At 66.0% G+C, this 24,878-nt stretch carries 32 protein-coding genes; 19 read left to right on the top strand and 13 right to left on the bottom strand.

Features of this window, described 5'->3' with window-relative positions; genetic code table 11:
- Nucleotides 1-82: 82 nt before the first annotated feature.
- The 4 genes from AB0I43_RS38755 to AB0I43_RS38740 all read right to left on the bottom strand — a co-directional run bounded on the left by AB0I43_RS38755 (nucleotide 83) and on the right by AB0I43_RS38740 (nucleotide 2,382).
- Entirely contained in the window at nucleotides 83-703 is a 621-nt protein-coding gene (locus AB0I43_RS38755) for a DUF5753 domain-containing protein (RefSeq protein ID WP_357433817.1), read from the bottom strand.
- 146 nt (nucleotides 704-849) lie between these two features.
- Complete coding sequence (locus AB0I43_RS38750) at nucleotides 850-1,416, bottom strand: hypothetical protein (protein ID WP_357433815.1); 567 nt, start codon at nucleotides 1,414-1,416, stop codon at nucleotides 850-852.
- Nucleotides 1,413-1,790, bottom strand: a complete 378-nt coding sequence (locus AB0I43_RS38745) for a hypothetical protein (RefSeq protein WP_357433813.1) — start codon at nucleotides 1,788-1,790, stop codon at nucleotides 1,413-1,415. Before AB0I43_RS38745 ends, AB0I43_RS38750 begins: the two co-directional genes overlap by 4 nt.
- A 250-nt stretch (nucleotides 1,791-2,040) precedes the next feature.
- Entirely contained in the window at nucleotides 2,041-2,382 is a 342-nt protein-coding gene (locus tag AB0I43_RS38740) for a hypothetical protein (RefSeq protein WP_357433811.1), read from the bottom strand.
- Between the two features lie 226 nt (nucleotides 2,383-2,608).
- On the opposite strand from AB0I43_RS38740, the gene AB0I43_RS38735 reads away from it, so the two are divergent.
- The gene (locus AB0I43_RS38735; RefSeq protein ID WP_357433809.1) at nucleotides 2,609-3,886 is read left to right on the top strand and encodes a hypothetical protein; all 1,278 of its coding nucleotides are present in this window, start codon (nucleotides 2,609-2,611) and stop codon (nucleotides 3,884-3,886) included.
- Nucleotides 3,887-3,996: 110 nt separating this feature from the next.
- On the opposite strand, the gene AB0I43_RS38730 is transcribed toward AB0I43_RS38735, so the two are convergent.
- On the bottom strand, nucleotides 3,997-4,305 hold the full coding sequence (locus AB0I43_RS38730; protein ID WP_357433807.1) for a hypothetical protein: 309 nt from the start codon (nucleotides 4,303-4,305) through the stop codon (nucleotides 3,997-3,999).
- Nucleotides 4,306-4,644: 339 nt separating this feature from the next.
- On the opposite strand from AB0I43_RS38730, the gene AB0I43_RS38725 reads away from it, so the two are divergent.
- On the top strand, nucleotides 4,645-5,637 hold the full coding sequence (locus AB0I43_RS38725; protein ID WP_357433805.1) for a hypothetical protein: 993 nt from the start codon (nucleotides 4,645-4,647) through the stop codon (nucleotides 5,635-5,637).
- Complete coding sequence (locus tag AB0I43_RS38720) at nucleotides 5,637-6,512, top strand: PfkB family carbohydrate kinase (RefSeq protein WP_357433803.1); 876 nt, start codon at nucleotides 5,637-5,639, stop codon at nucleotides 6,510-6,512. The genes AB0I43_RS38725 and AB0I43_RS38720 overlap by 1 nt, the downstream gene beginning before the upstream one ends.
- On the opposite strand, the gene AB0I43_RS38715 is transcribed toward AB0I43_RS38720, so the two are convergent.
- Complete coding sequence (locus AB0I43_RS38715) at nucleotides 6,496-7,167, bottom strand: nucleoside triphosphate hydrolase (protein ID WP_357433801.1); 672 nt, start codon at nucleotides 7,165-7,167, stop codon at nucleotides 6,496-6,498. The two genes, AB0I43_RS38720 and AB0I43_RS38715, sit on opposite strands and share 17 nt — an antisense overlap.
- Before the next feature lie 258 nt (nucleotides 7,168-7,425).
- On the opposite strand from AB0I43_RS38715, the gene AB0I43_RS38710 reads away from it, so the two are divergent.
- The 4 genes from AB0I43_RS38710 to AB0I43_RS38695 all read left to right on the top strand — a co-directional run bounded on the left by AB0I43_RS38710 (nucleotide 7,426) and on the right by AB0I43_RS38695 (nucleotide 10,210).
- Nucleotides 7,426-7,920 carry a hypothetical protein gene (locus tag AB0I43_RS38710; protein ID WP_357433799.1) on the top strand — a complete coding sequence of 165 codons (495 nt, stop codon included), beginning with the start codon at nucleotides 7,426-7,428 and terminating at the stop codon, nucleotides 7,918-7,920.
- A gap of 27 nt (nucleotides 7,921-7,947) precedes the next feature.
- Nucleotides 7,948-8,913, top strand: coding sequence for a hypothetical protein (locus AB0I43_RS38705; RefSeq protein WP_357433797.1), 966 nt, complete (start codon nucleotides 7,948-7,950; stop codon nucleotides 8,911-8,913).
- 714 nt (nucleotides 8,914-9,627) lie between these two features.
- Complete coding sequence (locus tag AB0I43_RS38700; RefSeq protein WP_357433795.1) at nucleotides 9,628-9,807, top strand: hypothetical protein; 180 nt, start codon at nucleotides 9,628-9,630, stop codon at nucleotides 9,805-9,807.
- A 112-nt stretch (nucleotides 9,808-9,919) separates the two neighbouring features.
- Nucleotides 9,920-10,210 carry a hypothetical protein gene (locus AB0I43_RS38695; RefSeq protein ID WP_357433793.1) on the top strand — a complete coding sequence of 97 codons (291 nt, stop codon included), beginning with the start codon at nucleotides 9,920-9,922 and terminating at the stop codon, nucleotides 10,208-10,210.
- Between the two features lie 93 nt (nucleotides 10,211-10,303).
- Here AB0I43_RS38695 and AB0I43_RS38690 read toward each other — a convergent pair whose 3' ends face one another.
- Nucleotides 10,304-10,867, bottom strand: a complete 564-nt coding sequence (locus AB0I43_RS38690) for a PAS and ANTAR domain-containing protein (protein ID WP_357433791.1) — start codon at nucleotides 10,865-10,867, stop codon at nucleotides 10,304-10,306.
- A 14-nt stretch (nucleotides 10,868-10,881) separates the two neighbouring features.
- Here AB0I43_RS38690 and AB0I43_RS38685 point away from each other — a divergent pair, with 14 nt between their 5' ends.
- The 3 genes from AB0I43_RS38685 to AB0I43_RS38675 all read left to right on the top strand — a co-directional run bounded on the left by AB0I43_RS38685 (nucleotide 10,882) and on the right by AB0I43_RS38675 (nucleotide 12,924).
- Nucleotides 10,882-11,538: a DegT/DnrJ/EryC1/StrS family aminotransferase gene (locus AB0I43_RS38685; RefSeq protein ID WP_357433789.1), complete on the top strand. Its 657-nt coding sequence runs from the start codon at nucleotides 10,882-10,884 to the stop codon at nucleotides 11,536-11,538.
- Complete coding sequence (locus AB0I43_RS38680) at nucleotides 11,523-12,164, top strand: 3'-5' exonuclease (protein ID WP_357433787.1); 642 nt, start codon at nucleotides 11,523-11,525, stop codon at nucleotides 12,162-12,164. The genes AB0I43_RS38685 and AB0I43_RS38680 overlap by 16 nt, the downstream gene beginning before the upstream one ends.
- Before the next feature lie 88 nt (nucleotides 12,165-12,252).
- A complete protein-coding gene (locus AB0I43_RS38675; protein WP_357433785.1) occupies nucleotides 12,253-12,924 on the top strand; it encodes a hypothetical protein in 672 nt (223 codons plus the stop codon).
- Here the strand turns inward: AB0I43_RS38675 and AB0I43_RS38670 are convergent.
- Nucleotides 12,907-13,428 (bottom strand): NUDIX domain-containing protein, encoded by a 522-nt coding sequence (locus AB0I43_RS38670; RefSeq protein WP_357433783.1) that lies wholly within the window; start codon nucleotides 13,426-13,428, stop codon nucleotides 12,907-12,909. The genes AB0I43_RS38675 and AB0I43_RS38670 overlap by 18 nt on opposite strands.
- Before the next feature lie 24 nt (nucleotides 13,429-13,452).
- Here AB0I43_RS38670 and AB0I43_RS38665 point away from each other — a divergent pair, with 24 nt between their 5' ends.
- From AB0I43_RS38665 to AB0I43_RS38655, 3 genes are all read left to right on the top strand, one after another.
- The gene (locus tag AB0I43_RS38665) at nucleotides 13,453-14,379 is read left to right on the top strand and encodes a methyltransferase domain-containing protein (protein WP_357433781.1); all 927 of its coding nucleotides are present in this window, start codon (nucleotides 13,453-13,455) and stop codon (nucleotides 14,377-14,379) included.
- 206 nt (nucleotides 14,380-14,585) lie between these two features.
- A complete protein-coding gene (locus tag AB0I43_RS38660) occupies nucleotides 14,586-14,774 on the top strand; it encodes a hypothetical protein (protein WP_357433779.1) in 189 nt (62 codons plus the stop codon).
- Nucleotides 14,750-14,986, top strand: coding sequence for a hypothetical protein (locus tag AB0I43_RS38655; RefSeq protein WP_357433778.1), 237 nt, complete (start codon nucleotides 14,750-14,752; stop codon nucleotides 14,984-14,986). The genes AB0I43_RS38660 and AB0I43_RS38655 overlap by 25 nt, the downstream gene beginning before the upstream one ends.
- A 72-nt stretch (nucleotides 14,987-15,058) precedes the next feature.
- Here AB0I43_RS38655 and AB0I43_RS38650 read toward each other — a convergent pair whose 3' ends face one another.
- The 4 genes from AB0I43_RS38650 to AB0I43_RS38635 form a co-directional block, all read right to left on the bottom strand.
- On the bottom strand, nucleotides 15,059-15,394 hold the full coding sequence (locus AB0I43_RS38650) for a hypothetical protein (protein ID WP_357433776.1): 336 nt from the start codon (nucleotides 15,392-15,394) through the stop codon (nucleotides 15,059-15,061).
- Between the two features lie 576 nt (nucleotides 15,395-15,970).
- A complete protein-coding gene (locus AB0I43_RS38645; protein WP_357433774.1) occupies nucleotides 15,971-17,410 on the bottom strand; it encodes a hypothetical protein in 1,440 nt (479 codons plus the stop codon).
- 145 nt (nucleotides 17,411-17,555) lie between these two features.
- Nucleotides 17,556-18,236 carry a cysteine hydrolase gene (locus AB0I43_RS38640; RefSeq protein WP_357433772.1) on the bottom strand — a complete coding sequence of 227 codons (681 nt, stop codon included), beginning with the start codon at nucleotides 18,234-18,236 and terminating at the stop codon, nucleotides 17,556-17,558.
- A gap of 267 nt (nucleotides 18,237-18,503) precedes the next feature.
- Nucleotides 18,504-18,728, bottom strand: a complete 225-nt coding sequence (locus AB0I43_RS38635; protein WP_357433770.1) for a hypothetical protein — start codon at nucleotides 18,726-18,728, stop codon at nucleotides 18,504-18,506.
- A 327-nt stretch (nucleotides 18,729-19,055) separates the two neighbouring features.
- Here AB0I43_RS38635 and AB0I43_RS38630 point away from each other — a divergent pair, with 327 nt between their 5' ends.
- On the top strand, nucleotides 19,056-19,661 hold the full coding sequence (locus tag AB0I43_RS38630; protein WP_357433769.1) for a hypothetical protein: 606 nt from the start codon (nucleotides 19,056-19,058) through the stop codon (nucleotides 19,659-19,661).
- 83 nt (nucleotides 19,662-19,744) lie between these two features.
- Nucleotides 19,745-20,101, top strand: a complete 357-nt coding sequence (locus tag AB0I43_RS38625) for an STAS domain-containing protein (RefSeq protein ID WP_357433767.1) — start codon at nucleotides 19,745-19,747, stop codon at nucleotides 20,099-20,101.
- Nucleotides 20,102-20,346: 245 nt separating this feature from the next.
- Here AB0I43_RS38625 and AB0I43_RS38620 read toward each other — a convergent pair whose 3' ends face one another.
- A complete protein-coding gene (locus AB0I43_RS38620; protein WP_357433765.1) occupies nucleotides 20,347-20,619 on the bottom strand; it encodes a hypothetical protein in 273 nt (90 codons plus the stop codon).
- A gap of 289 nt (nucleotides 20,620-20,908) precedes the next feature.
- Here AB0I43_RS38620 and AB0I43_RS38615 point away from each other — a divergent pair, with 289 nt between their 5' ends.
- The 4 genes from AB0I43_RS38615 to AB0I43_RS38600 all read left to right on the top strand — a co-directional run bounded on the left by AB0I43_RS38615 (nucleotide 20,909) and on the right by AB0I43_RS38600 (nucleotide 24,799).
- Nucleotides 20,909-21,349, top strand: a complete 441-nt coding sequence (locus AB0I43_RS38615; protein ID WP_357433764.1) for a response regulator — start codon at nucleotides 20,909-20,911, stop codon at nucleotides 21,347-21,349.
- A 145-nt stretch (nucleotides 21,350-21,494) separates the two neighbouring features.
- A complete protein-coding gene (locus tag AB0I43_RS38610) occupies nucleotides 21,495-21,761 on the top strand; it encodes a hypothetical protein (RefSeq protein ID WP_357433762.1) in 267 nt (88 codons plus the stop codon).
- Nucleotides 21,762-22,782: 1,021 nt separating this feature from the next.
- Nucleotides 22,783-24,252: a hypothetical protein gene (locus AB0I43_RS38605; protein WP_357433760.1), complete on the top strand. Its 1,470-nt coding sequence runs from the start codon at nucleotides 22,783-22,785 to the stop codon at nucleotides 24,250-24,252.
- Nucleotides 24,245-24,799, top strand: coding sequence for a hypothetical protein (locus AB0I43_RS38600; protein WP_357433758.1), 555 nt, complete (start codon nucleotides 24,245-24,247; stop codon nucleotides 24,797-24,799). Before AB0I43_RS38605 ends, AB0I43_RS38600 begins: the two co-directional genes overlap by 8 nt.
- The last annotated feature ends 79 nt before the right edge of the window (nucleotides 24,800-24,878 follow it).

Below are 24,878 nucleotides of genomic sequence, written 5' to 3'. Positions count from 1 at the left end.
GCTGCCGGTGTCGCGATGGTGTCTGCAAGCAAGTATCTGTTCTTCCTGGTGCGGAATCGGTTTCAGGTCTGCTGCTGCCGGGTCAGCTCTTGGGGGTCTGCGGCTTGCTGATGTGGCTGTGGAGGGCGCGCTGCAGGATGGTGAACGCTTCGTCGCCGTAGACGGCGAGTTGGGAGAGCCGGTCGAAGGTCCGGGTCGCCAGCGCGACTTCCACAGCGTCGATGGAGCTGGTGATGCCGATGACGGTCTCGATATCCACGCTGCGGTCGCGCACGACGAAATTCGCGCCCGGCGCGACGAGCGGAGCTTTCAGCCCTACGATCCCGATCTCGACGTTGGGCAAGGCCAGCCCGATCAAGGCTGTGAGATGGGTGAGTTGCTCGGCCATGACCTCAGGGCTCCCGACGGTGCGCAGCAGAGCCGCTTCGCTGAGGAGAAAGCAGAACTGGTGATCGGGGTTTCCCAGGAGGTGTTGGCGTGCCAGGCGGGTGTCGACGGCCTGCTCGATGTCATCGGGGACTTCGAGCACGTCGATGCAGGTCGAGAAGACCGCGGTGGCGTAGGCGCGGGTTTGCAGCAACCCGGTCACCAGATGCGGGCTGTAGCTGCGCTGCAGCAAGCTGGTGGCTTCGAGGTCGAGCAGGCTGGCCTGCAAGGGCGCCAAGCCGCCCGCGCAGCTGGTGTAGGTGCTGATGTGTGTCATGTTTCGGTCCTGGTGGGTTGCGGATCGTCGGTGTGAGCGCTGTCGGGGCGCGCGAATGGCGGCCTGTCCGGCGAGCACCCGGCGACGGGCATCAATGCGCGCGCGGGGTCAGGGGAGCGTCGACGTAGTAGAGGCGTTGGGGGAGTTCAGTCACCGGGTGTCTGCTGGTCGTCGCTCTCGCGACGCGATTCCTTGTTCTCGGGTGGCTCCCACCCCGCCAGCTCCCATTGCTCCGGGGGAGGAGAGCCGTATTTGCGCCATTCGCGGGCGTAGCCGAGGTATCCGTCCCACACCGCTGTCCAGTGGTGGCCGGTTCGGTCTTGGACGGCTACCTCGAGGTCGTCGCGGATGTCGCAGAACAGGGTGGTGAACGGGAACCCGATAGTCGGGCCGAGGTCGTCGTGCCACCGCGCCCAGTGGGAGCGGTTGGACCACTCGCCACAGAAGCTGCGGCGCAGTGCCTGTCCGAGGTACATACTCAGCTGATCGGTGATCTCCCGGCGCTGCGGGAGCCACAGCGACTGCGGTGTCGGGAAATGTTGCAGTGCGATCTCTTCCGCGCGCAGCAGGCCCTCGCGGCACCACGGATTCGACGCGTAGGCCGCCAGCTCCCGGCGCACGAAATCGGTTACCTCGCTTTCGATGCGTGCTCGCCAGGCCAGCCACTGCGGGGCCTGCTGGTCGAGGTCGTAGTGCTCAGTTCTGTGGTTCACGGCAGGCTCCCGGTGCTGGGCTGGGTTGAGGGCGGTTCCCAGCCGGAGATTTCGGTGGCTTCGGGATCGTCGAGGTCGTCGACGATTCCCACGGCGGGTCTGTCGACGTCGCCGGCGTGGACCAGCGCCCACCAGCGGGCCGCCGAGATATCGCGCAGGCGCGCCATCTGTTGGGCGCCGAGGTAGTCGACGGTGGGAGGCCGTTCGAAAGGCGGCTCGCCCGGAATCCACAGCTGGGAAACATGTTTGGAGAAGCCCTGGCGTTTGCCGATCCTGATGTCGGATCCGGGCACCCACAGCGTCTTGGTGTACTTGCGCTGGCACAGGCTGTAGTAATCGATCCCGACCCGCCTGCACAGACCCCTCAAGCTCAAGAAGCGAGTGTCGGTCGGTTTGCCGTCGGTACTTCCGGGATTTCCGCCGGTCGGATGTGTTGGTGGGGAGGCTGATTGGGTCACGACGATCACCACTGCCTGAGAGCGGCGAGAAGACGCTCCAGCTGATGGCCCGCGACGGGTCGGTGCCCGCGTGAGCGGGGTCGGCCACCGGCGAGATCGACACGTAGATGGCAGGGGAAGCGTTGGGGCAGTCGCGGGTTAGGGTGCCGGCGCGCCGATGTCGGGGTCATCGGTGATCGCCTGCGCTTCGGCGGAGCACGCTACCGGTTGTCGGGTCGTAGATCTGGCCGGAGTCGGCGGCGAGAATGCCGACGGTCAGGTCCGCGGGGAACTCTCGGCGGGCGAAGTGGTTCAGGGCCGGGGTGACGACGGCGCTGGCGCCGACGCGTTCCACCATGCCGACCAGGGCCTGCAGCGACGCCTCGGACTCACTGGAGACCGCCATGGTCTTGCGCAGGTTGTAGCCGCAGTCCGCGGCGGCGCTGCGCATCCGGGCCTCGTCCCAGCGCTGGTTGTCGCGGCTGATGTCTGTTCGGAGGTAGCCGATCGCGGACGGTTTTCCGCTCATGGATGCTCGCCCTTCAGGATTGTGCGGGGGATTGAAAGCCCACCGCAGGGTTGGTTTCAGTCTGGAAGCCGCAGCCCACGGCGGGTACGGTCTTAGGGGGTGTTGAAAGGTGTTGAATTCGCAGCGGCCAACGATTCGGACGGATGGTGTGATGAAAGCCCCAAACTCGCAGCTGTCGGACTGGCTGGCCCGATCGGGTTGGAGCCGAACAGAATTGGCGCGCCGGGTGAGTGCGGCGGCCATCGAATGGGGCCAACCGCAGGTCCGCCCCGACACCTCGAGCGTGCGGCGCTGGATCGAGGTAGGCGAACAGCCCCGCCAGCCCGTCCCGCAGATCCTGGCGGACCTTTTCTCGGCGCGGATCGGGTACAGGGTGACGACTTACGATCTCGGGCTCGGTGACGGCGCGGCGGCTGATCGCGCGCTGATCTACAGTCCGTCGTGGCCGCAAACGATAGAGGCCGTCACCGACCTGGGGAGAGCCGACGTGGACCGTAGATGCATCCTGACCCGCGCCCCGTTCGCGCTCGCGGCCACGGTAGGGCCCTCGCGGGACTGGCTGCTCAACACCCTCGACCAGCTGCCCGCCGACCGCCAGCGTGTGCACTTGGAAGACGTCGAAGCCGTGCGCCGGATGTTCACCCATTTCCAGGAGATGGACATCTTCCAAGGCGGCGGGAGCGGCCGACTGCTGCTCACCGCCTACATGAATGCCCACGTTTTCCCGCTGCTGCGCCGCAGCCACACCGAGCAGGTGCGGCGCGCGCTGTGCGGCGCGGCGGCCGAACAGGTCTATCTGCTGGGCTGGATGGCCTACGACAACGGCGAGCACGGCACCGCCCAGCGCTACCTCATCCAGGCCCTGCGCTTCGCCGAGGAAAGCCGCGACCCCGCCCTCGGCGCGCATGTACTGGCGGGCATGGCCGACCAGGCGACCCTGCTCGGACACCCGAAGGAAGGCCAGCGCCTGGCCCAAGCCGGACGTCAAGGGCTGGCGCGCGCGGATTCCGCGGCTTGCCTGGCCGACCTGTGGACACTCGAAGCCCGCGCATTGGCGGCCCTGGGCGACAAGACCGGTACCGCTCACGCGGTGAACCAGGCCGAAACCGCTTTCGCCGCAGTCGATCCCGAGAGCGAACCCGAATGGGCCAAGTTCATCGACGAGGCTTACATCTGCGGCGAGTGGGCCAACTCCTTCCGTGACCTCGGCCAGCCCGATATCGCCGAACCCCACGCCCGCCGCTCGATCGCCCACGCCCGCAGCCAGAACCGAGCCCGGCGTGGCGCGCTGTCGCACGCCGCGCTGGCGGTGACGCACTTGCAGAACCGCGATCTCGAAGGTGCCCACGCCGCCGGCCTCAAGACCCTGAAGCTGTCGGCGACGATCAAGTCCTCGCGCTCGATCGAAGCCATCCGCGACGTCGCGCAGAAAATGCACGCCTTCGGCAAGCATCGACTGGTCATCGACTTCAACGACCGCGCGCGAACTCTCCTGGCCGCGTAACTGCACCCCGGGCGCGTGGTGAGCCTCGACGTGAACGCGGCCACTTGGCTGCCACGATGGGCAGCGCGAGGCGCCGAGTGCCAGACCCTGCGGGATCGCAGCGCCGTCGGTCATCCCGCAGTCCACCATCGCCTGCGCGGAGGTTCGGCGACGGACAGCGCCCGCTTCGTGCGGCAATTCACCCGTGCGATGAGGCCGAACACCTCTCGGCTGGTCAGACCGAGCTCCTCGGCGCACGGTGCGATCTCTTCCAACAGCACGGTGAGCTGATCGGCCGCACCTATCAAGGTTCTGGCGTGCTCGCGGGTGACCTTGCGGCCCGGAAGTATGGAGACCTCCCACAGCCCACAGCTAATGTTGCGGGCTTCATGGGTCGTTAGGGCGCTGGTGATCAGATGTTGGGACGACTCGACGGCCAATGTGACCACTCCTCAGTAAGTTCGCTCAAAAAGATTGCGCGACATGGCATTACGATCACCACAAAGGTCCCCGGGGGAGGTGTTCGAACTCTGATTGCAGGGAAGTGTGGTTAGCGGTCCGGCATTCCGGAACTGAACCTCTTGCGCCTGTTCAGTGATCATCGCTGGCTCCGTAGGTGATAAGGAATGTCGAGAAGTGTTCACCTGCAGAAGGTCTGATCGCGCTACCGCCGACACCCGATCTGGTCCGGTTTGGTCTGTTCAAGTCCGGCGAAGTCCGGTCGAGGGTTAGGATCGGCCCATACCCCGCCTCTGCCATCGGAAAATGAGGGGATCGGATTGCCGACCGTGCTCCACGAGTTGCTGGTTGCGCAGCACCTCAAAGCCCATTCTTCGTTCCTCGCCGCCTACGACCGATACGCCGCTCGACTCGACCCGCCGATCCCTGCCGGCCATGGCCCGGGAAAGGCTCAGTACTACGAGTGGCTATCAGGGCAGAAGATGAAAGGGCTGCCACTGGACGCCCACTGCCGCGTACTGGCCGCGATGTTCCCCAGCTACACCGTTGAGGCCCTGTTCGAGCCAGCCGGCCCCGCTCTGCGATCTCGGCGTCCGATGGCGGCCAAGACCGATCTCGAAAAATTCTTGGGCCATGAAATGGTTACCGAGGGAACGACATTGGTGTATCCGACCTTCACCTTGGCGCCGGATTCGACTCGCGCTCTCGCAACGGCCGGTGTGCCGCGCCAGCACATCTACACCAAGCAGGGCAGTGTCTTCGCCACCGAGCATCGCATCGACGTACCGGTCGCACTCGCGGAGAACGATGTCCGAGGGCTGCTCTACGTACTAACACTGCTGCAGCGAGACACCGATATCGCGACCCGCATCGAGACCGACCTCGACGTGGTCGCCCATTGCGACCGGCCATTCATAAGCTTCGGGCTATCCAGCAACGACTGCACCCACATGTACTTCGAATCCGCAGCGCACCCGATGTTCACCATCCACGACAGCCTCGACGGCGGTAACTACCTCGAACACTTGGAACTGGCCGACGGACATGCCTACCGGTCGGATGATCGACGCAACATCGGTATCGTCGCCCGCGTGAAGCCGAATCCGAGCCAGCATCCTGGCCGGTTCTGGATCTTCTGCGCTGGCCTGGGCCCGCGGGGCACCACGGGCGCGAGCTGGTATCTGGCCAAACACTGGCGCATCCTGCACGAGCAGGCCGGGGAGCATGATTTCGTCGCGGTGTGCAGTGTGCGGAGCTACTCCGACGAAACCGCCGAACTGGTGCACCTGATGGTCGACTCCGAAAGGCTGTGATGAGCGTCCTGTTCGCCGGACTGTCCACCCTCGACATCGCCTACGCTGTCGACACCTACCCGGCCGAAGACAGCAAAACCCAAGCGACCGACCAATTCCTCGGCGCAGGCGGCCCGGCCTGCAACGCTGCGGTGGCCTACGCGATCTGCTCGGGTCGCACGCCAACCCTCATCACCGCACTCGGCCAGCACCATCTGGCAGAAATCGTTCGCCGGGATCTCGAACAGCACGGAGTCGATGTCGTCGACGCCACCCCAATGAGGGTCGAGCAGCCGCCCGTGTCCTCAATCATCGTCGCCCGGGAAACGCAATCGCGCACCATCATCGGCCTCGACGCCGCCGGCATCACCGCACCCTTCGACCCTGCGCTGCAAGCCCGCATCACCGACGCCGAAGCAGTCGTGATCGACGGTCACTATCCCGAGCTCGTTGTCGGCGTCGCCGAGTGCGCTCGTGACGCAGGAGTCCCCGTCATCTTGGATGCCGGACGGTGGAAGCCGGTGCACGACAAGCTGATCACGCTGTCTGAAGTGGTGATCTGCTCGCAGGTGTTCCGGCCGCCCGGGTTCAGCGGCGACGAAACAGCGATGCTGGCGCATCTTCGCGGTCTGGGGGCACAGCATTCAGCAATCACGCGGGCCGCCGACTCCATCGTCTATTCGAGTGGTACGCAGTCCGGCGAGGTCGCAGTCGCTGCCGTAGATGCGGTGGACACACTCGGTGCCGGGGACATCGCACATGGCGCGTTCGCGCACTACTACACCGCCAGTGGCGATTTCGTCAACGCACTGGGGCGCGCGGCGGCAGTGGCGACGTTGTCGTGCCGGTCCTTCGGTACGCGGCGCTGGGCCGGCTACCTCACCGAGTTGTCATGAGGTAGCCGTCGCCGTGGACACGCAGGATCAGGTCGGCACGGTGCACGCCATCGGCAATCAGGCGCGCGTTCGTCAAGTCACTGTCAGTGACATGGCGTTTTGCCTGGTCGGGCGAGTTTCCTTTGTCGAGTTGGCGTTGCAGCAGACGGGGTTCGATCACGTCGGTGTCTTCATCCAAGAACCAGGCTTCGTCGAGATAGGACCGCACCTTCGCCCAACCGGGCTCGTTGAGAAGCAGGTAGTTGCCCTCGACGATGGCCACCGAACAGTCCGTGATGTCAATCGCGTTGTCTATCGGATCGTGTAGCGCGCGATCGTAGGCCGGCCAGGACAGCGCTTGCCTGACCGGTGTGGTGTGGAGTCGCTCGAGTGCTGATAGAAACGCGGCGACGTCGAAGGTATCGGGCTGGCCCTTACGATCAATCGAGCCTCGGACGCGCAACGTTTTGTTGGTGTGGTGGAACCCGTCCATCGGCGCGATCTGCGCTGACTTGGGCCTGCGGGCATTGATTGCGTCACGCAGGTGTACTGACAGCGTCGACTTGCCTGCTGCTGGGGGACCCGCGATGCCAACTACGTAGCGCGACCACGCGTTTGCGGGAGTGTCAAGGACTCGTAGAGCAAGTTCGTCGAGAGATACCACAACGTCGGCCACCCGCTGATGTAACCACTTGTAACGGGTTGTCGGCTATACCGGTGTCTGCAACCAGGACCCACCATGCGTGGTGCACGACCTCGACGCGGACCCGGTCGAGTCGTCGAGGGAATGAGCAGACGCACCGACAGCGGTGCGCCTCGTCGAGAGATGCGGCACTCCGCCAGGGCCGGGTCGGGAATTGCGTGGAGGTTGTCGGTGGCAATGGCTAGCCTTGGCAATCTTATGCGATTCACACCGCGACGATGGGATGGCGTCATGGGCAGCGTACGCAAATGGACCAAGGCTGAACAGGAGCGGCACGAAGCCGATCAGCACTCCGTCGAGTGGCTGGAATGGGTTGCCCCGCAGAGATTCACAGAACAGTTGAACCGGTTCTTCACCGAGACGGTTCCGGACATGCCGGAGGACCCTTACACGGTTGAGGGTCTCGACGCGGCAGAAGCGGCGCAGCTGAGGTTGTGGCCTGCGGCCGACGGTTCAGAGCCTGACCAAGAAGTCCTCGACCAGTTCATCAGGTACATCGGCGAAACCTACCGCCGAACTCTCGGCGGGGAGTGGATCAACTTGGCGCAGTGGTCCTCGCATGTGCCGAGGCTGCGGACGTTGCATCCGATCATCCGCGCGGATTACTCCGAGCTGGGGATCGTTCCCGCCCAGTCCGTGGCAATCGCAGACGAGGAGCGCACCGGCAGGGCCTACCGCGAGTTCTACGAGCGTTTCGCGCAGGCGGCTCGCGCCTTGCAGGGCTGAGTCCCTCTTGATGCGCGGGAGTCTCGCGTGGACGAGGATGACGACAGATACCGCGCTCGTGGTCGCGGAGGTGCGGAGCCGCGGAAGATCGGTAACAGGTTCCGTGACGGCCGCGCGTTGCAGATGGGTCGCACCGAGGCGGCCGGCTGGCGCAAAGAGGTCGTCATCGACGTCGGCGACGGCACTACCCGCGTAGCTGACAACGCGAAATTCAATTCGCTCTCGAACCAAGTGATCGAGACGGTCGAGACGAAGGTTGCCAAGGGGAAACTGAAGAACACCAGGGAGTTGCGCGAGCAGTTGGCCAAGGATGTGCGACTGGCCAACGAACAAAAGATCCGCTGTACCTGGGAGATCGCGGCCGGGAAGATCCCCAAGGAAGTGGCGAGGATGCTCGCGCACGCCGCACGCGACACCGGTGGCCTGTTCCAGGCGGTGGAGTTGACGCGTGAGGAACGTAATTCGGCATTCCAAGCCTCCCGCACGCTCGAACGCTCGATAGCCCGCGAAGCGGCTCAGGTGCTGGCTCAGCAGCTCGAGCGACTGAAGCTCGAACGGGACCGAGCTGACCCGACGCTACAGAAGCAGCGCGAACGCGACGAGGCCGCGGCCCGCCAGCAGCAGCGTGATCGGGGCTTGGCGGACGCGGTGGTGATCGCGAAGGAGTTCGCCGAGAAGTTTCTCGCGCCGCCCGCACCGCAGCCGACTCCGTCGCCGCCGACACCGGATAAGGGTGAGGCGCAGCGTCAGGAGCTCGAGCGCGCACGGCTCGAGCGCGAAGCGGCGGCGGCCCGGGTCGCCGAGCAGCGCCGCGAGGCCGCGCGGGCGCACGCGCGCCTACCGCGGGATGTGGTTCATCTGCTCGCGCTGGGCCAGGACAAAGAGATCTGGTCTTCGACCGCCGATCCGTCCGAGACCGTGCAGTTGCGCACTCAGGCCGGTACCGAGGCGCGACATCGGGAACAGCAACGCGGGATAGTTCGCGGGGATTGAGCCGAGAGTGCGTAGTAGCTCTAGCCCGTCGACGCTGGGCGCAGTCGAGCATGGGAACCTACCCGTACTGGCTTCGGGCGACCGCGTGGACATACGATCCCGAGTATCAAGATCGCGGAATGATTGCGAGTATCCAACACATCGAGGTGATGGCGTGATCCATCTGTACGTGATCGGTGCCTGGCTGTTCTTCCCCGGTGTCCTCGGGATGGCCGCTTCACGACTGCTCAGACGGGGCAGAGACGGTGTCTTTCAGAGTTCAGCGTTGTGCTGGGCGGTGGGTGCCGCGCTGCTCGCGGCATGTGTCAGAGGGATTGGGTTGCCTGTGTGGGAGCAAGCCGCCTACATACTGATCCTCGGGGGTTGTACCGTCGCCGGCATCGTCAGCGCGATTCTCTCGCGTCGAGATGGTGCGCAACGCCACTCGCCCACAGCGTCGGATCAGATCCGCGCGGTTCGAGCTGCGCTTAGCCTGCGGTTGCAGGGCGCTTCGGATTCTCTCGGCACCCAGCCTGCGCTGCCGTTGTCGCCGGATCGGTGCAGCCAGTAGGAGAGTCGCTTCACGCCGATGCCGTGTGAGCTGCTCAGCTGGCGCGCGATCAGGAACTCACCCTATATGTGAGCGAGGACGCGGTGGGCGATGCGGCGTCGGCCCGCCGTAGCCTGAGCTCTTGTACGGGTCCCCGATTCGGTGGGATCCTCGGGAAGGCCGTGATGGCGAGACTGTTGGGGGTGTTCGAGCGGGCGAGCTGCGTGGTGTCCGGCGCATGTGGTCGGCTGCGCGAGCTGGCGCGCTCGGCGAACTATCACCCCTCCCGGTCGCGGTCCACGGTCGCCGGGAGCCGGGACATATACCCGGACACCGATTTCGGGGACTACGGGCGCCCGCACTAGCGCTGCGACGGCATCGTTTCGGTGCGGCCGGAATCGATCTCACCCGAACGTGTTCCTGATTTCAATGTTTGGGAGATGATGAGCGGGTGGACCTTGACGAGGGGTTATGGCGATGACCACCACGATCAACGAGGGCCGGGTGCTGGCGGCGTTACACGCGCGCAGTTCCCCGCTGAGCCTGCAAGGTTTCGTGGAGGTCACCGAACTCGAGGTCAAACCGCTCCGCAAAGCATTGAGCGCGTTGACGTGTTCGGGGCTCATCGAGGCCCGCGACAGCGTCGAGGAACCGGTGTGGGCGTTGACCGCGCGTGCGCGTCGCTGGCTGGAGACCTCGCTGGGTCGTGCTGTGCTCGACGTACCGCCGGTCCCGCCTGCCAACGGGTACGTGGCGCCACGCAGTTGACTCAGCCAGGATTTCTCTCGCGGGCAGCCTGGCGCGCTCGCGCACTCGGCGGAATGCCGACTTTTGCACAGCTGCTGACAGTTTCGGCTGCGGTCACTCGTGCGGGGTAGCGGTCTGCGAAGGTGCGCCGGTCTGGTGGATGGTGAGCAGCAGATCATCGAACGCGGTGGCCGAACCGTCACCGGATGTCGCGAATCTCGGCAGCGCGGCGACCAATGCCTGGGCGAGGTCGCGCAGTTTGGTGTTGGTTTCCTGGGATCGCCATTGCAGAACCTTGAACGCTTGCTCGGCGCTGATGGAGTAGATGAGCATCAATGCGCCTTTGGCTTGCTCGATCGCCGCGCGGGCCTCGATGACCTCCGGCACGACGGTGTCGAGGGTTTCGCGTTCGGTCGCGGCGATGGTCTCGCTCAGGTCGATGTAGTAGCCGGTGGTACCGACCGTGACGCCGCTGTCGTCGAGGGTGCGACCGGCGACCACCATCACGTGGTGTTCGCCACCGGAGATGTCGAGGACACGGTGGCGGCTTGAGAACGGCGCACCGGAGTTCAGTGATCGAGTGATCGCTTCGGCCACCGAGGTCCGATCCTCGGGATGTTTGTGGGATAGCAGCAACTCGGTTGTGGGCTCGACCTCGCCGGGCTGGTAGCCGTGCATGAGGAAGACCTCGGGTGACCATTCCCGGAACCACCCACGCCGGCCTCGATACCACGGTGGGTTGCTACAGCTCGGTGGGATGCTATTCCACCCACCAGCTCAAATTGCTGTCCACCGGCGAAGGGGGCTTTCTGGCCACCGACGACACCGAGCTTGCCGCGCGGGCCCGCGCCTACCGATCGCACTGGCTGACCCCGCCGCCCGGCAGCGCGCCACTGTCGCAGCTCGCCCACAATTTCCGCCTCGCCGAGCCGCTGGCCGCGCTCGGGCGCGCCGAGCTGTCACGCTTGGATGAGCAGATCCATTGGCGCACAGAGCAAACGCGCACGCTGACGAAGCTCTTGGGCGACGTGGAACAGCTGGTGCCGCTGATTCCGCGACGCCAGCGCTGGAACCATTACGCGCCGCTATTTCGTCTGGAGCTGGATCGCCCGCGCGCCTTCGCCGAGCACCTGGCCGGGGCGGGCGTGCCGAACTCGACCGGCACGTTCGGCGTGATTCCGCTCGACGCGCGCCCGATGTTCGCCCGCAGCACACCGCGCTGTACAACGGCCGCGGCACTGCTGGACTCCATACTGGCGGTGGCGCTGGCGCGCACCGACGACCACGGGCGCATCAAGCAATACGCGGCCATCATCGAGCAGGAGGCGCACCGATGGGTCAACACCTGATCGACTCCCTGAGTGCGGTCACCCTGGCCGTGATCGACTTCGAATACACCACCCCCGCCGGCGCACCCGCCGAACCGTTCGAAGTGGCCGTGGTGGCGCTGCGCGCCGAGGACGGCGCCCTGAGGGTAGGGCGGGAGTTCCAGGCGCTCATGCAGCCCCCGCCGCACGCCGCGCTGACGGTGTTCGACACCGGCCAGACCGGCATCACCCCGCAGATGATCGCCGACGCACCGCCCGCGGCAGAGGTGCTGGCGAAGCTGGATCGCCGGTTCACCGCGGGCCCGTACCTGCTCATCGCCCACCACGCGCCCGCCGAAGCCAAGATCCTGGCCGCCTACCGCGACGCGTGCCCGAACCTGGCCCGGTTGCCGATGCTCGACACCGTGCGCCTGGCGCGCGGTCTGTATCCGGATCTGCCCCGCCACAGCCTCGATACGCTCATGCGCCACTTACACATTCCCTCCCCACCGGATAGGCACCGCGCGCTCGCCGATGTCCGGGTCACCGCGCAGATCTTCATCCGGATGGTGACCGATGCGCAATGGCTGAACCTGGATCATGTGCGCGCCATCGGCGGCTACACCCCGCCGGCCCCGGCTCCGGAGCAACCTACGCTGTTCGGCTGACCTGCGGGCCCCGCGCCCGCGGAATCGAGGAATCATGTCCACTGCTGCCCCGATGGCCGGAAACGATTGCGCGCCAACGTTGTTGAGTGTGGAAGGGATCAATGGAGTCGGAAAGACCTACCTGACCGGGCTGGTAGTCGATCAGCTCACCCGCGCGGGGGCACAGCCGCCGGTGGTGCTCGAGGAGTTCTCCCGCCGGGGCACCGATACCGACCTGGGGCGGCGGCTGCTGGGCACGCTGGTAGAGGCATCGGGCGGGGAACGGTTCCTGCGCGCGGGATATCCCGGATCGGAAACCTTGCTGCTGCTGGCGATCAAGGCCCACGACTACGAATCGGTCGCCGGACTGCTCGAGGCAGGGCAGACCGTGATCGAGGGCCGCAGCCTGCACACGATCGCGGTCTATCAATCGCTGATCACCCACCCCGGCGACGACGACGCGGCGTTCGAGTTCGCCGTGCGGCTCCTGGACCACGCGCAGGGTTTCCGGCCGCTGCCGGACCGCACGGTGCTGCTGACCGATGACGTGGACGCAGCGGTGCGCCGCGCGGAGGTCCGCAACGGGGAGACCTTCACCGCCGAGCAATGGGTGATGCACCGGCGCGCGGCGGCGCTGTTCGAGCAGCTGGCCGCCGCCTACCCGGATCGGGTCCTGCTGATCGACCGACGCCAGCACGACACCGACGCCATCGCCGCCGCGATGCGCGAGCTGGTACAGCCGCCGCGCCCGGCGCCGCAGGCGCTAGGCGGGCAGCAGTGACGCGCTGCCGACCACGCCTTCGTTCCGGTCCAGGGCATCGACGTGCGGAAACAGAAACTCGGCCAGGCGCCGGGTGTCCTCGAACATGTCCAGGCCCGCCAGCTCTGCGGGCCCGTACCAGTCGAAGTCGTGGACCGCTTCGGCGACCGGATCAGGGGAATCGGCGATGGCCACATACTGGTGATCGAGATGCTTGTGCGGCTCGGCGAGGTGATTGTCTCGCGGCACATCGACCAGGGTTGTCCACCACGGTTCGGTCACCACTTCCAGCGGATACCCTTGCGGCAGAGGGACACTCGCGCGGCGCAGCAGCCGGACCTTCAGCCCGGATTCCTCGAGCACCTCACGCAACGCCGCCTCGGCCGGGGTCTCGTCGTCCTCGACGTGCCCGCCGGCCACCATCCGCTTGCCCAACCGCGGCTGGAGCACCAAACCGATCTTCCATCCCTGGCCCTCGAAGCGGCAGAACACGAAGGTAGATGCGGTCGCGTGCACTTTTTTCATCGAGATTCACTCCATGAGCGGTCGGTGTCGGACCCCGACATCGTGCCAGAGGCCGCCATGCCACACAGCGGCACCGCACCCGACGCGCCGGGCCCCGATCACCCCGCCTGCGAATTCACCACACCCGCCGTGCTCCACGCCTACCTGCACCGGCACATGGACCCTGCGGCGATGGACGCGATGCGGCGCCATCTGGACGGGTGCGAGCGATGCTGGCACCGCTGGAACCGGCACCGCTGGGACGCGGCCGCCCACCACCCGCTCTACACCGAGCTCGCGGACTTCCTCGGTCCGCGGCTGCGGCCGTACCTGGATTCTTCCAAGGCCCTGGCTGCCGAGTGGGACGCCGCCGACCCGCAGACCGACACCGAGATCGCCGAGTTCTTCCGCTCGAGCCTGAGTTACCTGATCAATCTCGTGATCTGGGAGGCCAGCGGCAACCGGCCGCCCTACGTCGCGACCGCGCTGCCCACCCTCACCCAGTACGGCATCCGTACTGTCCTGGACGTCGGCTGCGGAATCGGAAGTGATGCTATAGCTCTGCGGCGCAACGGGTTCACGGTGACCGGATGCGACTACCGCTCACCCTCGACGCAGTTCGTGCACCACCGCACCAACGGGACTATCACCGTCGTGGAGCCCATCGCGCTGCCGACAGCGCCAGGGACTGACGCGCTCTGGATCATCGACACCCTCGACCACATCCCCGACGTGGGCCGGTCACTCGGGAGACTGCTCGCGCACGCGCGGTTGGTAGTCACCGAAGACCTCACCCATACCCACCAGCACGGCCGCCAACGGTTCCACCACCGCCGCCCCTACAGCGAACTCGCCGGACTGCTCGCCTCATACGGGCTGACTTCTCTCGGCAACGACGGAGTGTGCCAATACTGGGCCCGCACGAAGGCGCGAGGTTCGCATCCGACCCCGAACTCTCGGCCTCCCCCGTAGCCGTCTCGTCGAGGCGTGCGGGCTCGTGCAGCGCGCAGGGACGTCCGTTCGGGCTGATCATCCCCGCTCGTGCACGCTGATCGCCTGGCAGGCGGAAGAGTCGCGCGTGTAGCGCGGAGGTCGGGTTGGGCGACACATCGGGTACGAGGCGTTTGCGGGCCGAGCTCGCGGGCGCCGGCCTGAGGCTCTGCACTGCGAGGGAGACGATGGACCATTTCGACAGGTTGTTGCTGGTATGGCTGCTCGAACTTCGCCCGCCGAATGATGCCGAGCTCGAGGCGATCCTCGCCGACGGAGTTCGGTGGGCTCCGCTGCGGGAGCTCGTCGACGCGGCCGCGGCTCACGGGCTCCTCGACAGCCGAGGCCTATCGTGGCGCGATCCGCGTTCGATGTGATGGCGATCGAGCGAGGCCTGCGGGTTGTGCGTGATTCGGCTGATCCTGCGGTCGCGCGGGTTCGTGTTCTCCTCGAGCGCGCGCAGCGTGCTGGGTATCGGATGTCGAGTTCGCCGCTGATTCCGGATCATTGGGAGCTGGCCGACGCCGAAGATGGCGCCGAGGTAGTGGTCGGCAGCTTGGAGGCGATCGAGAGATGGATGGATTCCTGACCGCCCAACCCGGCCCGCGTGGGGTCATCTCTGCTGTTCAGAGCCGTAGTCGCTGATTCCATGTGGTGAGGTTCATGCAGGATCCGGTTCACGGAGTGCGTGGCGGCCGAGGGTGGTCAGCGGCGAGGTGGTCGCCTCGTGCAGGTCCTGAGTTCGCGCCGGCGGCTCCTGGGTGGTGATCTGCGGCAGTCGGTCGGTCGGCGGGTCGAGGGTCTGGCGCAAGGCGTCGACGAATGCGGTCACGTTTCCGTGCCGGGCGGTGACCTGTGCCAGAAGTCGTTGAGCGGCAGCGGTGTGCGGGGTGGCGTCCAGGTCGACCTCCAGGCGTCGTCGAGCAACGATGAGCGGCGGGGCGGCTTCGGGCCGACACCGGCAGGCAGCGACGCGGCCTGCCGGTGTCACCGTCACGTGCACACAACCGGGGCCCCGGCCCGGTGCCGGAATCCGGTCGTCGACTCGCGACAAACCCGGAACACTCCGCAGACGAACCCGCATTCCGGTAGCGGAGTAAGGCTCTTCAGATCTGCTTCCCGGGCTCGGCGCTGAAATGCTCGCGCGTCAGAGTAGAGAGGAATCGTTCGGCGGCAACCCTTTTCGCAACTTCCGTGTGGTTTGTCGGGAATGTCGGGCCTCGGTTGTGTCGGTTTTCCGACTGTTAACTGATCTTGGCCAGCGTTGTGATGCGCTCGGCCGGTTGGCGCGGAATCGGCCGGCCAGTCGGATCCGGAGGTCCTGGGCATGGGTGACAGATCCAGGTCGGGGGTACAGAGCCAGCAGACGGCGGGTTGGGGTGCAGCCCTCGTCTGGATGTGGCAGGTGGCCGTCCCGTGTGCCCGGGGCGGTCAGCCACACCCCTACCGCCTCGGCCACAGAGCGGCGTCCCCGCGCACGACTTCCACAGTTCGTCGATCCGGTGGGTGAGTTACGGCCGAGGGACATGTCATCGCCGCTGTTCAGCGCCTCGAACCCCCCCTCGGATCGGCGTCAGGTTCGGCCGGTGCGCGCCGCGTCGAGGTCGGCACGGGGCACGGTGGTGCCGGCGGGCCAGTCGGTCTGGAGGAACTTCTGCAGGCCGTGGTCGCCGCCGTTGATGGTGTCGCCGGCGGGTGCGGTGATGTCGTCGAGCAGCCGGGTGATCAGCAGCGCCAGGGTGCTGGTGCCGCTGCCGGCGTAGCCCCAGTTGATGCCGGGAGCGTCGCGGCGGGGCGCGAGGTGCACGGTGCCGTCGGCGAGCCGGATCCAGATCGGTTGTGCGAGGGTGAGTTCGGCCAGCGGGCTCTCGACGGGCAGCCGGTGGGGAACCGCGGCGAGAACTCTGCCGGAGGCGAGCCGGACCGCGGGGGTGTCGGTGACCGGGTCGGTGAGGTGCTCGGTGATCGCGCCCTGCTCGTGCTCGGCGAGGTGGTCGTAGACGATCTGGAACCCGGCGTACGGTGCGCACGGCCGCTGCCGGGCGGCCCAGGCGGCGCCGAGTTCGGTTCGGGGGTCGATGTATTCGGCGCTGGTGTAGGGCAGCCATTGGTCGTGACCGGAGGATCGGCGGGCCTGGCTGATCGCCTCGTGGGACAGGGGGTCGGTGCGGGCGGCGATGTTGAGCCAGCCGTCACGGCCGATCACATCATCGAGCTCGGGAGGTTCGGCGACGGGCACCGGGGTGGCCGCCACGTCCAGCCAGGCGGTGTGCCGGGCGTCCTCGGTGCTCAAACCGAGGGAGAACGCGGCGTTGCTGCTGGCGCCGAATTGAGCCCACTGCGCCAGATTCAGTGCTATGACGTGGGCGGTGTCGGTGGCGGGAAGGATCGAGGCCAGCCGCAGCAGCGAGTCGGGGTTCACCGAGCCGTCGGCGGCGGTGATCTGGATCGGTGGGTGTCCGGGCCGCCACCGGCGCATCGCGTCCGGGTCGCGCAGCTCGTAGGGCCAGAAGGGTGCCCGCCCGCCCAGGACGAGGGCGAGCTCGGGCCACAGGGGATTGTCGTCGCCGTCGAGGAGATGGCCGGTCTCATCGTGTGCCGACAGGCCGGGACCGTGCCGGCCGGCGTCGTGGCGGACCCTGATCAGCTGCCGCGCGTGCGGGGTGAGTTGTGCGGCGGCCGCGGCGACGCGGCCGGTGGCGGACGCTGCGACGGTGGGCCACAGGACCCGCAGGACCACCCCGTGCACGGTCCAGTCCTGCACGATTCCACCCGAGATCGGTTGTGCGTGCTGGTATATCGCCGCGCCGCGCGCCCAGTAGCGCAGCGCGACACCGCCGGCGGCGTGCGGATCCCGACTGGCCAACCAGGCCCACACTTGATCGGCAGGCCAGCGCCGCGTCCCGTCGGCATCCGGTGCGCCGGCGGGAAAGCCGGGGGTGTCGAACCAGCGCTGGTCGAGGTTGAACTTCTCGCGCAGCTGGGCCTGATTCAACTGGTCGATTTCCCACATGGGTGCCCTCCCTGATCGCTTCGCCGAACACGCACTTGGCCAACGGAATCCACGTCACCAGCCTGCCCGAACCTCTGATGCGGAGCGGGAGAAAATAGGGAATTCGACCGTGCACCGCGAGCTCGGTGACTGGGCGGTGTGGTGTTCAGGGCTCGACGAAGGCCGGGTCCGACCAGTACGCGGGGTCGCGGCCGTAGTTCGGGGTGCGGTAGGCCAGGTCCCACGCCGCGCCGGGCCGGACCAGTTCGCGCCAGCGGTCGACCTCGACATAGATCACGCGCATCGCGTTCAGCGACGCGAAGTGCAGGGCGGGCCCGTCGGTGCTTACCGCGTCCTGGGCGACCGCGACATCGAAGTTGTGCTCGAGCGCGGCACGCACCGTGGCTTCGATGCACACGTTGGTCTGCACACCCGCGATCAGCAGCCGGGAGACTTCCAGGCTGCGCAGGATCGGCGCCAGTTCGGTGTAGGCGAAAAAGCTGTGCCGGGACTTGGGGAGCACGAGATCACCCGGCCCTGGTGCGAGGGCGTCCATGATCTGGTGCTGCCATTCACGTTCGGCGGCAGTGAGTTCCGGCAGCCCCGATGCGCGCCGGCGCCAATGTCCGGCGGCCCGCGGATTGGCGGCCAGCAGCCCGGCGGCGCTGGGTCTGGTCTGGGAGTACACCACCGGCATCTCGGCCGCACGCGCCTGGTCGAGCAGCGCGGCGCATTCGGTGATGATCTCCTCGAGCCGCCAGATCGGGGGCCACCCGAGGGCGTCGCGGACGTCTTGGCGCAGATAGGCGTTCTGCATGTCGATCATCAGCAATGCGGTCCTGGGCACCGGTGCCACCTCCCTGGCCCGGCGGGGTACCTGCGGGCCGGGCCGCCGGGTCATTTCACGATAGGAGTCGGGCGGTCCATCGCGGGACGATTTCGTCGAGGCCCTGAGGGCCGGCGCCCCCGACGGCGAAGACCAGTGGTATCAGCGCGAGCAGGAATATGAGCAGGGCGATCCCCGCCCATACCTTCAGTACACGGTTGAGCAATTTCAAGCCTCACGGAAACGGATTCGGGCGGGCGCGGGCCGGGTGTGCTGTCGGTGCCGGTCTCAGGACCGGTATGCCGGGCGCTGACTGTGCGGGAGCGCCATCATCTTGATGGTCAGCACCAGCGCGACACCGAGGCCTGCGGTGGCGGTGGCGGCGGTGGTGTGTGAGCCGGTGAGTATCGCCAGGCCGAGGTAGAGCACTGCGCAGATGAGCGCGGCGGAGGCGGTGGTGGTCAGATCGGTCCGGGAACGGGCGTAGCGGTAGCGCGCGGTGGGGCTGATCATGTTCGGTTGATAACCCGGGTGGCCGGTGATGAAACCGTGATCAGGTGGCCAGAATGCCTCGGATGGATGTATCGGCGCTGGTAGGGGCGGTGAATTCCGGTGCCGGATTCTTCTCGGATTGGGCGGAGTTCTGCCGAGGGGGCCGGCCGCGCAGGCGTGTGGGAGCGGCAGCGCGCCGGTTGCTGGTATTCGGGGCAACTCATCGACGCAGCCGGTTCCGCGGCGTGGTGGTCGACCGGGCGGCGGTGGGCGCCCCGCCATGACGCGGAGCGGTAACGGTTTCCGCCGAACCCACCACCCTTGTTTGCTGAACGTATGCTGGCGTGGGTGAGTGTGCCGAGGACTCCGATGCTGGCCGTGACCGGACGGCCCCCGGACAACCCCGCCTGGGCGATCGAGTTGCAGTGGGAGGGGGCGCGGGTCCTGGCGGCCTGCGACGGCACGACCTGTCATCTTCAGGGCGGCGACGGCAGCGATCTCACCGGCTCCTATCCCGAGGTGGCAGCCGCTGTCGCCGCGGCCGCGCACGGGCGGGTGCTGACCCTCGACGGTGTCATCACCGAAATAGCCACGTGCGCAGAACCGTTCGCGCCGCCGCACGACAGCCCGGAGCTTCCGCCGGCGGTGCGGTTGTGTGCGTTCGATCTGCTCAGCGCCGAGGAGCAGGATCTGACCTCCTGGCCATACCTGGCCCGTCGGCACCATCTCGAAGGGCTCGGCCTCGAGCACGCTTTGGTGAGCGTGGCGCCTTCCTGGCGCGGTGTCGAGGCCGAGGCGATGCTCGCCGCCGCCGCGCAGCAGCACGTGCGCGGGATCGTGTCCAAGGAGATCGAGTCCACCTACCATCCCGGGCGGTGCTCGCTGTCGTGGATCGCGACCTCGATTCGGAACCACTTCGCGCCGACACAGGCTCCGGTGGCCGCGAGGGTCTGACACCAGCCGGTGAGGAGGGAGGCCATATCGCAGCGCGAAAGCTGTTGCACGAGCAGTGGTTTCCCGACGACCGAGGAGTGCAGATGCTCGATATCAGTCGCATGCTCAGCATCGAAACCGACGACCGCGACCCCGAGGGGCCCGTGCTGGTCGTGTCCGGGGAGATCGACATCCACAGCGTCACCCGCTTGAGCGAGGCCCTCGAAGCCGCGCTCGGTGGGCATCCGGTGCGGGTGGTGGTGGATTTGGAGGCGGTGTCGTTCCTGGGCTCGGCCGCGGTGGCCGCGCTCGCGCGCGCCAACACCGCGGCCTGGCCACACACCACCTTCAGCGTGGTCGCCGCCGGCGCGGCCGCGCGGCCGTTGCGGTTGACGGCGCGTGAGACCGGGCTAACGCTGTATCCGCGGCGCGCGATGGCCTTGGCGCAGACACCCCTGTAACCGTGCTCCCTGGTCGGACAGGACCACGACAGCCGCCCGTACGCCCGGGCTGACGTGGTGCCGGCGAGTAGGCGCGGTGCGTGGCGGCCCCGCCGCGAGCCCATCCACGGTCGGTTCGGCATCGAAGAATGTGAGGCCCTGCTGGTTCCACGGCCGGCAGGGCCTGCTCCGGATCCGGGACAGGACGGTCGGGGAGCGCGAAGTCGCTGCGCGCTCCCCGACCGTCCCCTCCGCCCGGCAGCGGCTCACACCCCGCGCGCGGTCTCACCGCGTTCGCACAGCGCCGCAACGGTTGTCTGCTGCGCGCTCGATGTCATCGGCGAGCAGGGCCGCGGCGGCGCCGCGTCGTGCTCGAGGGCGGTGAGCAGAGCGTCGACGGCGGCCAGCGACGATCCGGGATCGGTGCCTTCCAGACCAGGCCGGGGGTTGGGGTGGAGGTTGCAGGTCGCGACGAACAGTGCCCGCTCCGGGGAGAAGCGGACCTCGATCGAGGTCAGCGGGATTCGCACAACTGCCATCACAGCCTCGATTCCGGTGATGGCCGCAGCGCCTCGCCGAGCGCATCGCGGTGTGGATCCCCTGACCTCGGTGCGCCAAACCGGTTCGATCATGTGCCACCGGGCGCCGGGAGATCGCCGCGCGCCCGATTCTGCGGTGGCGGCGGTGTTGTGGGCCCGCGGTTGGCCCTCGTCGCCGTGATCGCGCGGCACGATCCGGATCGTGATCGTTGGGTCGGGGGAGGCGGTGAGAGCTTGGCACCCGGCATAATCGAGGGGTTTGATCCCGATGAGCGGTGAGGAGCGTGTGGTGCAGACCGCGAGTGCCCCGATCGATGTGTTGCTGGTCGAAGACGATCCCGGTGACGAGTTGATGACCCGGGAAGCGTTGGAAGACAACGCGATCCGCAGTAGGGTGCATGTGGCTCGGGACGGCCAGCAGGCCCTGGACTTCTTGTTCCGTCAGGGTGAGCACGCGAGCGCACCGCGACCGGGTTTGATTCTGCTGGATCTGAATCTGCCCAAATACAGCGGCCACCACGTGCTCGAGCAGATCAAGACCGATGCCGATCTGTGCACGATCCCGGTGGTGGTGCTGACTACCTCCGCGGCCGAGGAGGACATCCTGCGCACCTACCGCCATCACGCCAACGCCTACATCACCAAACCGGTCGATCTCGCCCAATTCACGCGGGCGATCGACAAGGTCGACGAGTTCTACTTCCGGACCGCGCGCCTGCCCCGGCACTGACCACGCGTCCCGGCGTCCGCCGGATCCGGGCGGTGAGGTGGATCACGATCCCGGCAGGTGTTGTCGCGTTCCACTGTTCGACGGCGGGGTATGCGCCGGAAGAGCCGCAGCGGGGCGGGAGAGCCTGGAGAAAGTGTGGGACTCGATGTCGGTGACGGTCCTGGTGCTGTTCGCGGTGGTGCTGCCGGTCGCGGGTGTCGCGGCCGCCTATGTCACGGTCGCGGCCAGTTACTGGTGGGAGATGCGTCAGATCCGGCGCACCCTGCTCGCGAGCGCGTCGGTGCGGCTGGGAGATTCGGTGCGCTGGCGCGGGTTCCGGTGGATCGAATCGGGGCGGGGGCGGGTGATCGCGGCGTTCGTGCTGGCGCTACAGCGGTACCGCAGTGGCCCGGATCGCTGGCATTGGAGCTGACTCGCGCTCGGGCGGTTGTGAAGGGGCGGCGATCCACAGCCGCGCCGGCTTCGAACTACCTGATGGCGTGAGTTGCTCGAAGGTGAGCCGACCAGCAACTGGCGCAGCGCTCGGATACGCGCGCCATCGCCATCGGAGGTTGAGAATCCAGCCTCGCGGTGGCGATGGCGCACCCCGCTGCTGTCGCTCGGCATCCGCCGGCAAGCCTGGACGGGCCGCCCGGATGGCGCCGCGCCGGCTGTTCGGGCGCAGCGCTGACACCACTTTTGGGAATGACGTGAGCACTCCGCCTACCGCGGCCGCCGAGCGGCTCCTGCGCCAGGTCCGAGCGCGCTAGGGCGACCCGGATGCCTTTCTGGGCCGCGTTGCATCGCGCCCTCGACGAGCCGACCGGCCAGAGCCTCCGCGTCGAAACCATTCCAGAGAGTTCGACAGCGCACATGACTGGCCGCGGCGTCAAGCCGGTACGGCCAGGAACCGAAACGCAGCTTTTCGCCGGGAGGTGACGCAAGGGGCGGACAGGGAGAGGAAAGCCATATGTTGCCAGTGGACGATCGGTTGTGATACCCATTAATTGTAACCTGTGCCAGAATTGTCAAGCCGGGTCGACAGGAATTTCTCGCTAAGCGAGTACAAACCTATTGACAAACCCCTCTGGGAGCTCGACACCGATGCTGTGCGGATAATTTTCTGCACAAGCCAAGTGGGGCCGAAAAATTGCCCGACTTGTATCGTGTAAACCAAGAATTTTTGGGTCTTTTTGCCGGTTGAGGCGACAACCGCCCGTCCGGAGGGGAACAATAGACTTCCATGATCGGCGGGCTGGACAGCGTGAGCATAAACCGTATGGTTACGCTGAATTAGTGGGGAGTTTGGCGAAGTGCAAGACAGGCGAGCCCGACGGGCGCGGACCAAAAAGCGTGGATCGCCCGTTCGAAAGCGCGAACCGAAGCCTTCGGGTATGGATCGATGGCATGTGAGACGCGCGCGTGGGATCAGTAACACTCTCAATTTCTTCGGATTGTCCCTGATCGCCCTGCTGGTGCTGTCCTCCGGCAACCATTGGTGGCTGGGTGAGTTGGAAGAAATGGCGAATCTTCCCTTTCGCTTGAATCTCTGGGAAGACCCTCGGGCGCGGATTGTATCATTCGTGATTCTGGGAATTATCGCGCTCGGATGGTTCTGGACGCGAATGCTCCTTGGAGCTCCCCGTGAGATACCCATCGAAACGTCGCTGGTTGCCGGCTTCGATGACCAAGAGGGCGATGAAAGCAAAGATCTGATCAAGGCCCTGGTCTCGGAGGCGTCAGCAATCACGGAAAACTACGGCGCGGCCACAATTGCCCTCCTCGCGGACATTCTGGCGGAACCTCGAACCTATGTGAATCGGCTGACCGAGAGCGTCGAAGTAGGGCGGCGGGTGACCACGAGATCTGTTCAGCTTTTCATGTTCCTCGACACGACAGAGCTCGTCGACGTGGAGATGCCCCCGCTGGCCGAAGGCGAGCAGATCGCTACTGCAACGACGAGCGAGATCCGGCCAGATCCTTCGTCGCCCCAATCGACTCGAAGGAAGATCCTGGTGCCCCTCGTGCAGCAGGAGAAGGGGCGGATGTACGAACGGATGAACATCGAATCATCTACCGATCGTGACGCCGTGTCACTCTCATACGGCGGAGGTTCGCTGGCGGCCTATGTCGCAGCCTTGATGCACCTCTTCGTCACCGCGTTCGACATCAAAGACGCCTACGCCGACTGGGGCGACAGCGAGAAAGCTGCCTTTCTGTCTGTCGCGCAGACAGTTGCCACGACGGCCGCGGCGATCAGCGCGAAGGCCAGGAATAATGACACCGACCGCGATACGGTTATCGCGGCGCTGACCACGGAAATCCGTAACAGCTTGGCGGAGAGAAAAGACGCGAGCGAGGTCGGCATAGAGCGGAAGATAGCCGATCAGGATCAGTACTACAAACTTCTTCGGGTTGCCAGCATCGGCATCGCTCACTACGTCATCGTCGTGCAGTGCAATCTGGCGGACTACCTGAATTTCCATTACACCTACCAGCAGCCGACAGACAGTTTGTACTGCGATCCGGACCCTGGTGACATGTTCGGACTGACCCGGCGGATGAATCGCGTGATCGGAAAGCTGGCCCGGGTGCCCAACGGTTTCCTGAGGCTGTCTCTCACGGGGGCCCGACATGCCAAGAGCTACCACATGGACATTAGCCTGCAGGAGTCGGGGAACTATATTCAAAACGCGTACTACCAGATTGAACGGAAAGAGGGCATGGAATTGATGCCCGAGCACGCCGGTCCGGTAACCGTAAACCCTCGACCGTTGTTGGCGGTCGACAATCCTTATCTCCGTAAACCCACCAAATCGGGGTCGACTGCGCATATCTATGGGAGGAACCTCGGCCGGTTCTCCGAGGGTGATCTCAAAGATGCGGTCGATAGAAAGAACAAGAGGGGCGACGCCGATGGCTGACGCGAGCGGTGCGGATGCTGGCCGTGACAATGCCACGGCCAAGGAAGCTCCGAAGATGCCTGCCGAAAATGGCGAGAACTCCGACTCTCGGCCTATCGAGTTCTCGGTCCGGCTTCGGATCAGAGAGCGGCCGGTAGGAACCGAGTTGTTTTCCGCTATATCATCGGTTTCTTTGCTTCTGGTGACCTATGTGTTGATGCGTATCCTCGCGTCGCACAGCGAGGACGTCCACACCGACGTCGTGGTGGCGATCATCGCGCTTCCGGCCACACTTGCCGCGATGGCTGTCTTCTTTATCGACGCCATCGAAAGAAGCTTGTTCGTCTCGCCTGCGGGGATGTCGCTTACCTTCCTGATTGCGACCTTGGCGGCGACGAACATGACGGTCTTCGCCATCCAGGCTACCGACCATCACGCTTTCAGTGCGGGGTTCTGGTACTTCTCGCTGGCAGTCGCCGTGGTGCTGGCCGTGGCGTCGGTCGGAACCTTCTTGATCCGTCTCATCCACTACAACTCGAGCTTGTCCACTCGAAACAATGTAGTTTAACTAACGAATTAGTTTCTTTCGGGAAGATTTGATACTACTCTTGAAGGTGCAGGCTATTGTTCGCAATGGCGTGCTCGTG

This window comes from Nocardia sp. NPDC050435, assembly GCF_040655395.1.
Classification (GTDB): domain Bacteria; phylum Actinomycetota; class Actinomycetes; order Mycobacteriales; family Mycobacteriaceae; genus Nocardia.
Note: the sequence above shows the minus strand (reverse complement) of the source record. Positions and strands in the feature narration are given on the sequence as shown.

What these genes read in the sequence shown, in the direction of transcription:
- AB0I43_RS38720 (WP_357433803.1), top strand. Translation starts at nt 5,637, where the DNA reads ATGAGCGTCCTGTTCGCCGGACTGTCCACCCTCGACATCGCCTACGCT.
- AB0I43_RS38710 (WP_357433799.1), top strand. Translation starts at nt 7,426, where the DNA reads ATGGGCAGCGTACGCAAATGGACCAAGGCTGAACAGGAGCGGCACGAA.
- AB0I43_RS38680 (WP_357433787.1), top strand. Translation starts at nt 11,523, where the DNA reads ATGGGTCAACACCTGATCGACTCCCTGAGTGCGGTCACCCTGGCCGTG.
- AB0I43_RS38700 (WP_357433795.1), top strand. Translation starts at nt 9,628, where the DNA reads ATGGCGAGACTGTTGGGGGTGTTCGAGCGGGCGAGCTGCGTGGTGTCC.
- AB0I43_RS38670 (WP_357433783.1), bottom strand. Translation starts at nt 13,428, where the DNA reads ATGAAAAAAGTGCACGCGACCGCATCTACCTTCGTGTTCTGCCGCTTC.
- AB0I43_RS38635 (WP_357433770.1), bottom strand. Translation starts at nt 18,728, where the DNA reads ATGATCAGCCCCACCGCGCGCTACCGCTACGCCCGTTCCCGGACCGAT.
- AB0I43_RS38660 (WP_357433779.1), top strand. Translation starts at nt 14,586, where the DNA reads ATGGACCATTTCGACAGGTTGTTGCTGGTATGGCTGCTCGAACTTCGC.
- AB0I43_RS38695 (WP_357433793.1), top strand. Translation starts at nt 9,920, where the DNA reads ATGACCACCACGATCAACGAGGGCCGGGTGCTGGCGGCGTTACACGCG.
- AB0I43_RS38755 (WP_357433817.1), bottom strand. Translation starts at nt 703, where the DNA reads ATGACACACATCAGCACCTACACCAGCTGCGCGGGCGGCTTGGCGCCC.
- AB0I43_RS38645 (WP_357433774.1), bottom strand. Translation starts at nt 17,410, where the DNA reads ATGTGGGAAATCGACCAGTTGAATCAGGCCCAGCTGCGCGAGAAGTTC.
- AB0I43_RS38625 (WP_357433767.1), top strand. Translation starts at nt 19,745, where the DNA reads ATGCTCGATATCAGTCGCATGCTCAGCATCGAAACCGACGACCGCGAC.
- AB0I43_RS38620 (WP_357433765.1), bottom strand. Translation starts at nt 20,619, where the DNA reads ATGGCAGTTGTGCGAATCCCGCTGACCTCGATCGAGGTCCGCTTCTCC.
- AB0I43_RS38600 (WP_357433758.1), top strand. Translation starts at nt 24,245, where the DNA reads ATGGCTGACGCGAGCGGTGCGGATGCTGGCCGTGACAATGCCACGGCC.
- AB0I43_RS38740 (WP_357433811.1), bottom strand. Translation starts at nt 2,382, where the DNA reads ATGAGCGGAAAACCGTCCGCGATCGGCTACCTCCGAACAGACATCAGC.
- AB0I43_RS38610 (WP_357433762.1), top strand. Translation starts at nt 21,495, where the DNA reads ATGTCGGTGACGGTCCTGGTGCTGTTCGCGGTGGTGCTGCCGGTCGCG.
- AB0I43_RS38690 (WP_357433791.1), bottom strand. Translation starts at nt 10,867, where the DNA reads ATGCACGGCTACCAGCCCGGCGAGGTCGAGCCCACAACCGAGTTGCTG.